General features: G+C 71.0%; 11 protein-coding genes and 1 tRNA gene. 2 read left to right on the top strand and 10 right to left on the bottom strand.

Annotation, left to right across the window (positions count from 1 at the left end; all coding sequences use genetic code 11):
* Positions 1 to 42: 42 nt before the first annotated feature.
* From OG623_RS23550 to OG623_RS23520, 7 genes are all read right to left on the bottom strand, one after another.
* Complete coding sequence (locus OG623_RS23550) at positions 43 to 741, bottom strand: hypothetical protein (RefSeq protein ID WP_406149047.1); 699 nt, start codon at positions 739 to 741, stop codon at positions 43 to 45.
* Positions 738 to 1160 carry an acyl-CoA thioesterase gene (locus OG623_RS23545; protein WP_406149046.1) on the bottom strand — a complete coding sequence of 141 codons (423 nt, stop codon included), beginning with the start codon at positions 1158 to 1160 and terminating at the stop codon, positions 738 to 740. Before OG623_RS23545 ends, OG623_RS23550 begins: the two co-directional genes overlap by 4 nt.
* A 5-nt stretch (positions 1161 to 1165) precedes the next feature.
* Positions 1166 to 2830 carry an energy-dependent translational throttle protein EttA gene (gene ettA / locus OG623_RS23540; RefSeq protein ID WP_406149045.1) on the bottom strand — a complete coding sequence of 555 codons (1665 nt, stop codon included), beginning with the start codon at positions 2828 to 2830 and terminating at the stop codon, positions 1166 to 1168.
* Between the two features lie 213 nt (positions 2831 to 3043).
* The gene (locus tag OG623_RS23535; protein WP_406151972.1) at positions 3044 to 4516 is read right to left on the bottom strand and encodes a Cys-Gln thioester bond-forming surface protein; all 1473 of its coding nucleotides are present in this window, start codon (positions 4514 to 4516) and stop codon (positions 3044 to 3046) included.
* Between the two features lie 245 nt (positions 4517 to 4761).
* On the bottom strand, positions 4762 to 5187 hold the full coding sequence (locus tag OG623_RS23530; RefSeq protein WP_406149044.1) for a single-stranded DNA-binding protein: 426 nt from the start codon (positions 5185 to 5187) through the stop codon (positions 4762 to 4764).
* A gap of 91 nt (positions 5188 to 5278) precedes the next feature.
* Complete coding sequence (locus tag OG623_RS23525) at positions 5279 to 7204, bottom strand: GTPase (RefSeq protein ID WP_406149042.1); 1926 nt, start codon at positions 7202 to 7204, stop codon at positions 5279 to 5281.
* A complete protein-coding gene (locus OG623_RS23520; RefSeq protein ID WP_406149040.1) occupies positions 7201 to 8844 on the bottom strand; it encodes a dynamin family protein in 1644 nt (547 codons plus the stop codon). The genes OG623_RS23525 and OG623_RS23520 overlap by 4 nt, the downstream gene beginning before the upstream one ends.
* A 318-nt stretch (positions 8845 to 9162) precedes the next feature.
* Between OG623_RS23520 and OG623_RS23515 the strand changes: the two genes are divergently transcribed.
* Positions 9163 to 9235: transfer RNA gene (locus OG623_RS23515), tRNA-Arg, on the top strand.
* 156 nt (positions 9236 to 9391) lie between these two features.
* On the opposite strand, the gene OG623_RS23510 is transcribed toward OG623_RS23515, so the two are convergent.
* Both OG623_RS23510 and OG623_RS23505 read right to left on the bottom strand, forming a co-directional pair.
* On the bottom strand, positions 9392 to 9844 hold the full coding sequence (locus OG623_RS23510; RefSeq protein ID WP_406149038.1) for a hypothetical protein: 453 nt from the start codon (positions 9842 to 9844) through the stop codon (positions 9392 to 9394).
* A 145-nt stretch (positions 9845 to 9989) separates the two neighbouring features.
* Entirely contained in the window at positions 9990 to 11048 is a 1059-nt protein-coding gene (locus tag OG623_RS23505) for a CaiB/BaiF CoA transferase family protein (protein WP_406149036.1), read from the bottom strand.
* 165 nt (positions 11049 to 11213) lie between these two features.
* Here OG623_RS23505 and OG623_RS23500 point away from each other — a divergent pair, with 165 nt between their 5' ends.
* Entirely contained in the window at positions 11214 to 11600 is a 387-nt protein-coding gene (locus OG623_RS23500; RefSeq protein ID WP_406149035.1) for a hypothetical protein, read from the top strand.
* 93 nt (positions 11601 to 11693) lie between these two features.
* Here the strand turns inward: OG623_RS23500 and OG623_RS23495 are convergent, their stop codons facing one another.
* Entirely contained in the window at positions 11694 to 12350 is a 657-nt protein-coding gene (locus OG623_RS23495; protein ID WP_406149033.1) for an FMN-dependent NADH-azoreductase, read from the bottom strand.
* Between the last annotated feature and the right edge of the window lie 111 nt (positions 12351 to 12461).

Genomic DNA, 12461 nt, shown 5'->3' with positions numbered 1-12461 from the left:
ACGGCCGGGGTCAGGCCCTGCCGTCCTGAGGGACGGCCCGGGTCAGGCCCTGCCGACCGTCACGGCGAGCGTGCCGAGGCCGCCGCCGCCCGTGCCCCGCAGAGCGATCGACCCGAACGGGGTGCGCAGCCGCAGCCAGGCGCCCGCCGTGAGCAGCGCCACGGGGAGGTCGGGTGCGGGGCGCAGGAAGCCCAGGGACTGGGCGGCGTGGACGGCACGCAGCGGAAGCTCCGTGCCGCCGACCGTCCTGGACCAGATGTCTCGGCCGATCAGGTCGCGTTCCGCCCGGGTGCGCCGGTCCTCGGGCAACGCGGCGTCACGGGCCCGGAATTCGGCCACGGCGTCGGCGAGCTGCGTGCGCAGGTCGGCGGGGCCGGGCAGCCCGGGGTGTTCCTGCCAGCCACCGCGCGGCGGCAGCATCCCGGCCCACGGGGGCCCGGTGACCGGCTCGGGCAGGGCGCTCACACCGGCCGCTTCGTCGGTCCCGTCCGTGTCCAGGGCTTCGAGAAGCTCACCGGCGGACACCGTGACGTCGAAGTCGTGGGACCCGGACAGCCGGGCCGTACGGATGGCGAGCACCTCGAACGACGGTGGCCGCCCGAAGACGGCCAGCGCGCCGCCGCCCGCCTGGAGGCGGACGGCGGCGGCACGGTCGTAGTGCAGCAGCCTGCCGAGGAAGGCGGCGAGATCCGCCGCCTCCCTCGCGTCGGCGAACCGCGGCGACCGTACAGGCACTGTCATGCGACGGCGGGCTCCTGGTCGAAGTACTCCTGGAGGAAGAGCCTCTCCTCGGCGGTGATCCGCCGGGGCCGCTCCTCGGCCAGGTTGTAGGGCACGACGACCGTCGACGCCCGTACGTACACCTGCTCGGGGTCCTTGACCTCGTAGGCGATCGTCAGGGACGCCGCGGTGATCTTCGTGACCCAGGACTCGATGGTCACCGGCGCGTGCCGGTGGACCAGCGGGCGCACGTAGTCGATCTCGTGCCGGGCCACGACGGAGCCGCCGGCGAAGGACGGCGAGCCGTCCCCCGGCGCCAGCCGGAACATGAAGTCGATGCGCGCCTCCTCCAGATAGCGGAGGAAGACCACGTTGTTCACGTGGCCGAAGGCGTCCATGTCCGACCAGCGCAGGGGGCAGCTGTAGATATGACGGGCCAACTCGATCAGCCTCGCGTGAGCTTCTTGTACGTGGCACGGTGCGGGCGGGCCGCGTCCGCGCCGAGACGCTCGATCTTGTTCTTCTCGTACGACTCGAAGTTGCCCTCGAACCAGTACCACCTGGAGTCGCCCTCGTACGCCAGGATGTGCGTGGCGACGCGGTCCAGGAACCAGCGGTCGTGGGAGATGACCACAGCGGCACCCGGGAACTCCAGCAGCGCGTTCTCCAGCGAGGAGAGGGTCTCGACGTCGAGGTCGTTGGTGGGCTCGTCGAGGAGCAGCAGGTTGCCGCCCTCCTTGAGCGTCAGCGCCAGGTTGAGGCGGTTGCGCTCACCACCGGAGAGCACACCGGCCGGCTTCTGCTGGTCCGGGCCCTTGAAGCCGAACGCGGAGACGTAGGCCCGCGAGGGCATCTCGACCTGGCCGACGTTGATGTAGTCCAGCTCGTCCGACACGACGGCCCAGAGGGTCTTCTTCGGGTCGATGTTGGCGCGGGACTGGTCGACGTAGGAGATCTTGACCGTGTCGCCGACCTTGATGGCGCCGGAGTCGGGGGTCTCCAGGCCCTGGATCATCTTGAACAGCGTGGTCTTGCCCGCGCCGTTCGGACCGATGACGCCGACGATGCCGTTGCGCGGGAGCGTGAACGACAGGTCGTCGATGAGGACCTTGTCGCCGAAGGCCTTGGAGAGGTTCTCGACCTCGACGACGATGGAACCGAGCCGCGGGCCCGGCGGGATCTGGATCTCCTCGAAGTCCAGCTTCCGCATCTTGTCCGCCTCGGCCGCCATCTCCTCGTAACGCGCGAGACGCGACTTGGACTTGGTCTGCCGGCCCTTGGCGTTGGAGCGGACCCACTCCAGCTCTTCCTTGAGCCGCTTCTGACGCTTCTCGTCCTTGCGGCCCTCGACCTTGAGGCGGGCGGCCTTCTTGTCGAGGTAGGTGGAGTAGTTGCCCTCGTACGCGATGGCGCGGCCACGGTCGAGTTCGAGGATCCACTCGGCGACGTTGTTCAGGAAGTACCGGTCGTGAGTGACGGCGATGACGCAGCCCGCGTACTTCGAGAGGTGCTGCTCCAGCCAGTTCACCGACTCGGCGTCGAGGTGGTTGGTGGGCTCGTCGAGGAGGAGCAGGTCCGGGGCCTCGATCAGCAGCTTGCAGAGCGCCACACGGCGCTTCTCGCCGCCGGAGAGGTTGTTGACGGGCCAGTCGCCGGGCGGGCAGCCCAGGGCGTCCATGGCCTGCTCCAACTGGGCGTCGAGGTCCCAGGCGTTGGCGTGGTCCAGGTCCTCCTGAAGCTTGCCCATCTCGTCCATGAGCGCGTCGGAGTAGTCCGTCGCCATGAGCTCGGCGACCTCGTTGAAGCGCTTCAGCTTGCCCATGGTCTCGGCGGCGCCGTCCTGGACGTTCTCCAGGACGGTCTTGCTCTCGTCGAGCTCCGGCTCCTGCATGAGGATGCCGACGCTGAAGCCGGGCGTGATGAACGCGTCGCCGTTGGACGGCTGCTCCAGGCCCGCCATGATCTTCAGCACCGTGGACTTACCGGCGCCGTTGGGCCCCACGACACCGATCTTCGCGCCGGGCAGGAAGTTCAGGGTGACGTCATCGAGAATCACCTTGTCGCCGTGCGCCTTGCGCGTCTTGCGCATGGTGTAGATGAACTCAGCCAAGAGAAACCGTCCGGCAGCAATAGAGGTGTGGGCAGATACACCCATCTTGCCTGACGTCCGCGCCCGGACGGAAACCGTCCGGTCCCCGGAACGCTCCGGCGCCCGTCCCGGAGCCGCTCCCGGAACGCCAGGAGCCCGGTACGGATGTCCGTACCGGGCTCCCCACCGGCGCCTTCGCGCGCTGCCGCCGGTGCTCAGTCACTCACCACGCGGTCACTCACCGCTGTCCTGGGGCTTCTTCCTGCGGAGCAGGAAGACCGCGCCGCCGCCGAGGACGACGAGAGCGATGGCGACACCCGCGATGATCGGGGTGGCACTGGAGCCACCGGTCTCGGCGAGGCCGCCCTCGGTGCCGGTGGAGCTGCTGCCGGTCTGCGCGGGCACGGGCTCGGAGCCACTCTGGGTGGTGATCTCGTCACCCGGGCCGGGGGCGCCCGCGGTCTCGCAGTCCAGGACGCCCTTGAAGTTCTTGCTGAAACCGCCGGGGCCGGTGATCGTGAAGTCGTACGCCTGGTCCTCGGCGACCGGGATCGTCACCGTGCGGGTCTCACCCGCCGCGATGGTGTGCTCGGCGCCGGCCAGCTCGAAGGTGAACGCCTCGTCGCCCTTGTTGCTCGCCGTGATGTCCACGCCGCCCTTGGCGCAGTTCTTCCGCGCGGTGAGCGCGGGGACCGCACCCTTCTCCGCCCACGTGGCACTCGCCGTCGCGGTGACCGTGGACTCGCTGGAGCCGGCGAGGATCATGGTCTGGCTCTTGGTGAGCCCGGCGAAGACCCGGCCGACGGGTACGGACGTGGTGGCCTGGACGGTCAGCGAGGCGGAGCCGTCCGCGGCGTCCTCCGGGATGTCGAAGTAGAGGCCGGTGCCGTCGGCCGCCTCGGTGACGGGCTTGCCGTCCTTGTCCGTGACCTTGACCCCGCCCGCGGCTGCGTCCACCGGAGGAGTCACCGAGACCTGGCCCGCGTCGGTGCGCACGGTGACCGGGCCGACCCGCTCACCTGCCTTGCCGGAGACCGCGGCGGGCTCCAGCGCCACGGAGGCCTTGGGCTCGGCGACGCTCTGGGCCGTCGCCTGGAGCCAGTCGGCCAGCTTCTCCGCGTGCTTGTCCTTGGCCTCGACATCGGCGTCGTCCGAGAAGCGCCAGATCGCGACCTGGGTGCCGGCCGCCGCCGTCCTGGCGGTGAGCGTCCCCGCGCCTGACGCGTCGGCCAGCTGAGCGAGGTCGTCGACCTGCGGGTAGGAGTGCTGCAGGATCCAGCGGATCTTGCCGGCGTTCCCGTTGGAGCCGAGCGAGGTCTGGTCCCAGGGGGTCTCCAGGTATTTCGCCCGGTCCTGGGTGGGGTTGTGGATGTCGATGCAGTACGTCTTCAGCTGACCGCCGCCGTCGACGCCCAGCTCGAAGAGCCCGGCGGGCAGCTCCTGCTTCGTCGCCGCCTCACCGCCCTGGCCGCCGGTGCGCAGAACAGCGGTGTCGTACGTCTTCAGCCCGTCCAGCACGGCGGTCGCCCCGCCCTGGTGCTGACCCGTCTCGTCCGCCGTGGCGGCGGTCGCACCGACGAGGGTTCCCGCGGCGGCCAGTCCGGTGACCAGCACCGCGGCTGCCACTCTGACGAGGCCACGGCCCCGCCCCGCTCCGGCCACCCCGAGTCGATGACCCCTACTCCCGCTCCGGCTCCGGCTCCCTATGGAGCCCTCCGTCGCCGCGGTCGACGACGAAGTGGATGCTGAAGACACAGAAAACACAGAATTCCCCTCCGGGCGAGACCTTCACGCATGAGGCGCGTGGGGGAGGTGTCTCGCCAGCAGACTCAAGTGCCGCATGAGTACTGAGGAATCGTAAGGAGCGAGTCGAGGGGAATCCCCCGTCATGCCGTCAGATAAGCATTCCGACTCGTAATCGTTATCGCTCTGTTCGGCGAGCCCCCTCCCCTTCAGGACACCGGTGTCATTTCCGTGGCCGGTTTCTGACGATGCGTAGGCGCCGTCAGGGTCGGGTCGGCTCTGGCCACCCGCCGGAACGCCGCCGTTCCCCTGGTCAGGTCGTGCCCCACCGCCAGGGCGTCGATGTCCACGGAGGTCCTCCACACCCCGTCCCGTTCCTCCTCGCGCACCTTCAGACGACCGTGCACGACCAGTGGTTCTCCCACCGAGACCGAACCGGACAGATTCCCCGCGAGTGTTCGCCGCGCCCACACGGTGTAGAAAGTCGTGCGGCCGTCCGTCCAGGCCTGCTGCTCCCTGTCCCACCACCGGGGCGTCACCGCCAAACGGAATCTCGCTGTCGGTCCTGTCGCCGTCTCCCGGAAGTCCACCGCTGTCGCGGCGTTTCCCACCAGCGTCACCAAGGTCTCGTTCATTTTCCGGCCCCCGATTCCTGTCCGGTGCGTCCGCCCGAACTGATGTGAACCATGCTGGACGGAAACCGGGAATCCCGCTGAGGCCTGTGGACTACCCGCCGGTTGTGGACAACTCCGTCACCGCCACGTACCGCTCCCGCACCTCGCGGTAGCGCGCCAGTTCCGCCGCCACCGGGTCGAGCACCCTGGCCCTGCCGCACCCGGCGGCGGCCTCGCGGAGCCGCCGTTCCGCCTCCTGCCCGTACCGGCGTGCGGGCCCACGTGCCGCGGCCGCGCAGGACCACTCGACGAGCGGCCCGCCGACCACTCCGGCCAGCATGAGCAGGGCCGGGGTGAGCAGACCTGGTTCGAGCACACCGACGATCTGGCCGAGCAGCCACAGCCCGCCGAAGATCTGGAGCAGCGTCATCGAGGCCTGCGCGAGCACCGCGGCGGGCCACCACGCCGGACGGGGCGGCCTGGCGGCACGGCCCCCCACGGCCCCGCCCGCCTTTCCCGCAGAACCGGAACCGGAACCCTGCACGCCGGGTCCCCGGCCGCCACCACCGGCTCCCGCCTGCGCGTTCCGCGACAGGTCGTCCAGCGCCTCCGGCAGCCCCTTCGCCCCGCTCACCGCCGTCTCGCGCACGGCCTGCGCCCAGGGCGTGGGCAGCCCGTCCACCGCGTCGTTGGCCAGTTTCCGCACCGCCTGCTCCACGCGCTGCCGTGCCGTGAGCTCCTCCTCGGGCGGCGCCAGCACCTGCGCCATCAGGTCCAGGCCACCGCCCAGCTGCCGGGTGGACTCGTACCAGCGCCAGAGCCGCAGCCAGGGCGTCCCGCAGGCCCGGCCGGCGTTCCTGCGCCACTCACGCTCCGCCGCCTGCCCGGCCGCGGCCGCTCCGACGGCCTCCGCGAGCCGGTCGGTGAACTCCTCCCTGGCCCGCTCGCCCAGCCCGGGGCGCCCGTCGGCGACGTACACGGGCCTGAGCCTGGCGGCGGCCGCGTCCACGTCGGCGGAGAGCCTGCGCGTCGCCGCCGTACGGGCCTGGACGAACCTGCCGAGCAGCTCCCGCAGGTCTCCCACCCCGGTCCCGGTCAGCGCGGACAGGGAGATGACGGTGGCGCCGGGCTCGCCGTGCTCCCCCACCGCCATGCCGTCCTCGTCGAGCAGCCTGCGCAGATCGTCCAGGACCAGGTCGGCGGCCTCACCTGCCAGCCGGTCGATCTGGTTGAGCACGACGAAGGAGACCTCGGCGTGCCCGGCCAGCGGTCGCAGATAGCGTTCGTGCAGGGCCGCGTCGGCGTACTTCTCCGGGTCCACGACCCAGATCACCGCGTCGACAAGACCCAGCACCCGGTCCACCTGCTCACGGTGGCCTGTCGCCGCCGAGTCGTGGTCGGGCAGGTCCACCAGGACGAGCCCCTGCAACGCCTCGTCGGTCGCCGTGCCGCCCTGCACCGGCCTGCGGCGGAGCCGGCCCGGGATGGCCAGCCGGTCGAGCAGGCCGGCCGCGCCGTCGGTCCAGCTGCAGGCGATCGGGGCCGAGGTCGTCGGCCTGCGCAGCCCGGTGTCGGAGATCTGGACGCCCGCGAGCGCGTTGAAGAGGGTGGACTTTCCGCTGCCGGTCGCCCCGGCGATGGCCACGACCGTGTGCCGGGAGGAGAGCCGCTGACGGGCGGACGCCTCGTCGAGCACCCGGCCCGCCTCGGCGAGGGTGCCGCCTTCCAGCCGGGCGCGGGAGAGCCCGACCAGTTCACGCAGCGCGTCCAGCCTCGGCCGCAGGGGGCTGCCCGGCAGCCCGTACGCCTCGACCTGGGGCCCCGCCTCGTCGGCCCCGGGGGCCTGCCCGGCCTCCGCGCCCTCCTGTTCGGCCTCGGCCTCGGCGGCCCGGCGCGCGATGAGCCCGTCGTCCCAGCGGCGGCCGTCCTTGAGGTCCCCCCGTTCCGCCTCCTCCTGTTCCCTCTCCTCCCCCGGCTCCCTCTGCTCCCTCTGCTCTCCCTGCCCGTGGTCCCGGCCCTGGTCAGTGACGGCAGTCATCGCTGCCACCTCTCCTTCTGCAGTACGGACAGCGCGGCAATGAGTTCGGCCTGCGGCTCGGGGGCGACGTCGAGGGCGTCCAGGGGCGCGAGCCGCCGGTCACGCTCGCCCCGCACGACCTGGTCCAGGCAGTCGGTGAGCAGCGCCCCGCCCTTGTCGCGCAGGCGCAAGGCACCCTGGGCCCCGATACGTTCGGCGAGCTGCTCCCCGGCGCTCCGGGCACGGCGTCCACCGAGGAGCGCGGCGGCCAGCAGCGCCGCCACCGTCTCGGCGTCCGGTGCGGCACTGCGTTCCAGCAGCCGTGCCTCCTCCTCGGCGAGCTCTTCCAGGACCCGCCGCCAGCGGCGTACGGCCATCCCGATCCGGCCCTGGATGTCCTCGGCGGGCCCCCACCCGCCGGCCTCACGACCGGCGTCCTCGAAGCGGAAGATCCCGGCGGCGGCCTCGCGCTGCCAGGTCGTACGGATCTGCTCGTCGGAGGCGGCTACGGCGCACTGGAGCAGGGCCACCAGGCTCTCCACGAGTGCGTCCAGCAGTTCACCCGCCGTGCTGTAGAGCGGATATCCGCGCCACCGGGTGCGGGCGCCGCCGGCCAGCACCGCGCCGTTCCTCAGGCGCCGCCGCACCCGCGACAGCTCCTTCCCGTACACCTCCTCGACCACTCCGGTCAGCCGCACGGCCGCCGCGTACTGCGCGGCGACGGCCCCGGCCAGCTCGGGCATCCGTACGTTGAGCGAGTCGATGACCCCGGACGCCGTACGCCCCACGGCCTGCTGACGGGCCGCCGGATCCTGCGCCCGGTGGGTGAGCCAGGCCCGTAGCGGCGCGACGGCGGTGGTGGGCAGCAGCCCGCTGCCGCCGCCCGCGGACTCGGGCAGCTCGGGAATGGTGAACCGGGGCACCTCGCCCAGGCCCGCCCGGGTGAGCAGGGCGGCGTACTGCCGTGACACCTCGGCGATCACCTGGTGCGGGACCCGGTCCAGGACGGTGACCAGGGAGGCGTCGTACTCCTTGGCGGTACGCAGCAGATGCCACGGCACGGCGTCGGCGTACCGCGACGCGGTGGTCACCATGACCCACACATCGGCGGCGCAGATGAGCTCGGCGGCCAGGACCCGGTTCCGTACGACGAGCGAGTCGATGTCGGGGGCGTCCAGCAGCGCGAGCCCCCGGGGCAGGGTCGCCGCGGTCTCCACACGCAGCACGGTGTCGTCCCGGTCCCCCTCGGCCCCGATGTGATCGAGCCCGTCCGGGTCCGCGGCCTGGCCCGGGGGCAGCCACACCCGGGTGAGCTGCGGCAGCACCCGCACCCCTGCGAACCAGTGGTGGTCGTCCGGGTGGCAGACGAGTACGGGGGTCCGCGTGGTCGGGCGCAGCACACCGGCCTCACTGACCCGGCACCCCACCAGCGAATTGACGAGCGTCGACTTGCCCGCGCCGGTGGATCCCCCGATCACCGCGAGCAGCGGCGCCTCGGGATCCTTGAGACGCGGTACGAGGTAGTCGTCGAGCTGGGCGAGCAGTTCGGTCCGCGTCTGCCGGGCGCGCGGGGCACCGGGCAACGGAAGTGGAAGACGCACGGCAGCGACACGGTCGCGCAGGGCGGAAAGTGCGTCGATGAGCTGGGGCCGTACATCCATGGTTACCACATGCGAAGAATGCCCAATTTTGGAGCCTTTTTGAAGCGTATAGGCCCCTCTGCGCGGCGGATCCACCCCGGAAGACAGAGGGGACGAGTGGGGCGCAGGCATAACGAGTGCACAACACCCGTGGCGGGAGACGTCAAAAGCGATGCATGAATCGCACCCACCTGCGATTATCAGTTCGCTTCACCGAACCTCCACATCGTGCCACGCAGGTGAAGCAACCGGGACGAGGCGATCGGAGCCCTATCCTTGTCCCCGCAAGGTCACGGATGGCTTGAACCAACGCTTTCCGGGGCAGCAGGCCGACACCCGGCCCCCGTAGCTCAGTGGATAGAGCAGGCGCCTTCTAAGCGCTTGGCCGCAGGTTCGAGTCCTGCCGGGGGCGCACATCGCGCACCACGTCGAGGCCCTCCGATCAGGGGGGCCTCTTCGTCGGCCATGGGCACGCTAGCGAGTGGACAGTAGTGAACGCGTAAGCGCCGGACCGCCCCCGGTAGCCGGGAGGGCGGTCCGGCGCCGTCACGTCATGGCCTTCAGTAGATCACTTCTGGACCGGCGGGCAGGTGCCGGTGTCCGCGCCGATGGAGTTGATCTCGGCGTTCGAACGCGAGTCACCGGCGTAATTGATCTGGTTCGTGCACTTCAGGTCCATGGGCTGCCCGTCCGACGACCCGTCGGCCTTCTGGACCGGCGGGCAGGTGCCCGTGTCCGCGCCGATCGAATTGATCTCCGCGTTCGAACGCGAGTCACCGGCGTAGTTGATCTGATCCGTGCACTTCTTGTCCGACGTGGTGGACGTGGCGGTTGTGTCCGACGACTTGCCCTCGGCGGACCCGGACCCGGACGTGGACTCGGACTTCGAGGTGCTCGCCGCCGTCGATGAGCTGCTCGCGGAAGTGGGGGCGTCGGCGGCACCGTCGTTGCCGCATGCCGTCAGGGCCAGGCCGAGGGCCACTGCCGTCATGGTCAGTACCGAGATCTTCCGAGTGCGCATGCTGATCGCCTGTCCTCTTCGTGGGGGCTCGTCCGTGTGGTTCCATCCCCTCAGAAGGCGGTACGGCTGCTCACGTTGCGCCTTGATCGTCCTCAGGACACGTTCGTGACATGGCAGTGGCAGCGTCGTGAACTCCGCGCCGGCGTCACCGAGGTTCCGCTCGTCGAGTGCGGCTGAACCGCGGGGCCACGGTGGCGGGGCCGCTGCTACGCACCCGGTGGTGCGGATGAGAGGCGGCCTCCGTGACGCTCAGGACCGGTGTCACACAGGCTTCGGTGGTCTCGAACAGCCGGGCCCAGTGGTCCCGGTCCTCCTGGATGAAGATCCGCGCGAACTCCTCCCGCAGAAGGGGCCAGTTGCTCGGATCGTCCCGGTCGGGCAGCGACCCGACGGCCAGTCCGAGTCCGTGCAGCAGCGCCGCGTAGAAGCGGTCCTCCAGCGCCCCGACCGCCACGTACTCACCGTCCGCGCACAGGTAGCAGCGGTAGAACGGCGCCCCGCCGTCCAGCGGGTTGGTGCCCCGCTCGTGCTGCCACTGGCCGGCCGCGGCCATGCCGACCAGCATCCCCAGCATCGCGCCGACGCCGTCCACGATGGCGGCGTCGACGACCTGTCCTCGGCCCGTCCGCCGCCGTTCGTACAGCGCCGCGAGGACGCCGGTGACCAGGAACATCGAGCCGCCCGCGAAGTCGCCCAGGAAGTTCACCGGGACGACGGGCGGGCCGCCTGCCTCGCCGATCGCGTGCAGCGCGCCCGTCAGGGCGAGGTAGTTGATGTCGTGTCCCGGGGTCCTGGCCAGGGGTCCCTCCTGTCCCCACCCTGTCATTCGCGCGTAGACCAGGGCCGGATTGCGGTCCAGGCACGCGTCGGGGCCGATCCCGAGGCGCTCCGCCACTCCGGGACGGAACCCCTCGACCAGGATGTCGGCGTCCGCCACGAGGCCGAGCAGTTCGACGACGCCGGCCGGGCTCTTCAGGTCCAGCGCCCTGACCCGTCGCCCCCGGTCCAGCACCTGATGCCACTGGGCGAACGAGCGGTGGCCGTCGGCCCGGTCGACACGAGTCACCTCGGCGCCGAGGTCGGCGAGGATCATGCAGGCGAAGGGGCCGGGTCCGATCGCCGCCAGCTCGACCACCTTCAGCCCGCTCAGCGGACCGGACCCGGACGTTCGTGCCTCGGTCGGTGCGAAGGGTGCGAAGTCCATGCGGGGAGGCTAGGGAGCCTCCCTGCAACCGACCTGGAACCGCACCGGAACCGCCCTGGGGCCGCCCTGGAGTCCGGAACGCCCGGGAAGGTCCGGCTTGCCGACCGTACGGGGTCGAGAGGTGCTCCAGCGAGGTACGAGTACGGAGGGTCAGGCTCGCCGGTCATGACTGCATCCACGCACACCGAGGTGGCCGCGCTGGTCGGGACATGGACCGCCACCTCCGCCATCGGCGGGACCCCCGCCCCGTACAGTACGACGTTCGTCTTCAGGTCCGACCACACCCTGGAGGCGATCGGGCCGGCCGGGCCGGACGGGAAGCCGCAGTTCGGCGGCCCGGGCCACTGGATCGCGCGCCCGGACGGCACGTTCGTCTACCACGTGACGCATCCGCTGCCGGACCCCGACGGGGGCCCTCCGGGCACGATCCACAGCATCCAGCAGGTGACGGTGTCCGGGGACACCCACACCTCATCGGGTACCGCCGTGCTGCACCACGCGGACGGATCCGTGGCGGGGTCCTTCGACGTCACGCTGTCAGCGGCGCGCTGATCCTGCCCTGAACACCACCGACACGCCTGAGGCCGACAGGCCTGCGCCCCCTCCCGGTCCGTACCGGGAGGGGGCGCGGCGCGGAGTGGTCCGTCAGGCGGTGGCCAGCGAGGAGAGGACCTTGCGGGCCCGCTCCTCGGCCGCGGCAAGCGCGTCCTTCTTGGACTCCGCGGCCATGTCGACGAGGTTCTCCATGCCCGGGACCGTGCCGGCGAGGGTCAGCTGCGCGGTGACGAAGGACAGGTCGGTGTTCAGGTTGGTGTCGAACACGACGCGCAGGTACGGCTCGACGGTGTTCAGCTTCTCCTGGGGCGCGCCCGGTGTGTAGCCGCCTCCGTAGGCGAGCAGCAGGGTCACGGGGCGGTTCTCCAGGGGGTTCGGCCCCCCGAAGGTCAGTGTGCGGCCGGCGACGAGAACCTGGTCGATCCAGGCCTTCAGCGTGGAGGGGATCGTCCAGTTGTACATGGGCGAGCTGATCACGACCGCCTCGGCGTCGAGGAGTTCGTTCACCAGTTCGTCGCGCAGGGCGCCCGCCGCCTTCTGCTCGGGCGACTGCGCTTCGGCGGGGAGGAGCTGCGAGAGGATGCCCGCCTCGTCCAGGTGCGGGATGCCGTCGGCACCCAGGTCCCGGTGGACGACCTGGCCGTCCGGGCGCTCCTCGGCCCAGACCTTGCGGAAGGCCGCGGCGAGCTCTCTGGAGACGGAGCCTTGGGAGACGGCGGAGCAGTCGATGTGGAGCAGATGGGACATGGAATATCTCCTGAGGTTGAGGCGGCCGGTCCGGCCTGCCGGGCTCGCGAGTGGGGCAAGCACATCGTCTTCCGATGCTTCCAGACTTCGCTCGATCAACGGTCGTGTACG

This window comes from Streptomyces sp. NBC_01012, from assembly GCF_045162755.1.
GTDB lineage: Bacteria > Actinomycetota > Actinomycetes > Streptomycetales > Streptomycetaceae > Streptomyces.
Note: the sequence above shows the minus strand (reverse complement) of the source record. Positions and strands in the feature narration are given on the sequence as shown.

What these genes read in the sequence shown, in the direction of transcription:
- OG623_RS23550 (WP_406149047.1), bottom strand. Translation starts at nt 741, where the DNA reads ATGACAGTGCCTGTACGGTCGCCGCGGTTCGCCGACGCGAGGGAGGCG.
- OG623_RS23495 (WP_406149033.1), bottom strand. Translation starts at nt 12,350, where the DNA reads ATGTCCCATCTGCTCCACATCGACTGCTCCGCCGTCTCCCAAGGCTCC.
- OG623_RS23520 (WP_406149040.1), bottom strand. Translation starts at nt 8,844, where the DNA reads ATGGATGTACGGCCCCAGCTCATCGACGCACTTTCCGCCCTGCGCGAC.
- OG623_RS23510 (WP_406149038.1), bottom strand. Translation starts at nt 9,844, where the DNA reads ATGCGCACTCGGAAGATCTCGGTACTGACCATGACGGCAGTGGCCCTC.
- OG623_RS23505 (WP_406149036.1), bottom strand. Translation starts at nt 11,048, where the DNA reads ATGGACTTCGCACCCTTCGCACCGACCGAGGCACGAACGTCCGGGTCC.
- OG623_RS23530 (WP_406149044.1), bottom strand. Translation starts at nt 5,187, where the DNA reads ATGAACGAGACCTTGGTGACGCTGGTGGGAAACGCCGCGACAGCGGTG.
- OG623_RS23525 (WP_406149042.1), bottom strand. Translation starts at nt 7,204, where the DNA reads ATGACTGCCGTCACTGACCAGGGCCGGGACCACGGGCAGGGAGAGCAG.
- OG623_RS23500 (WP_406149035.1), top strand. Translation starts at nt 11,214, where the DNA reads ATGACTGCATCCACGCACACCGAGGTGGCCGCGCTGGTCGGGACATGG.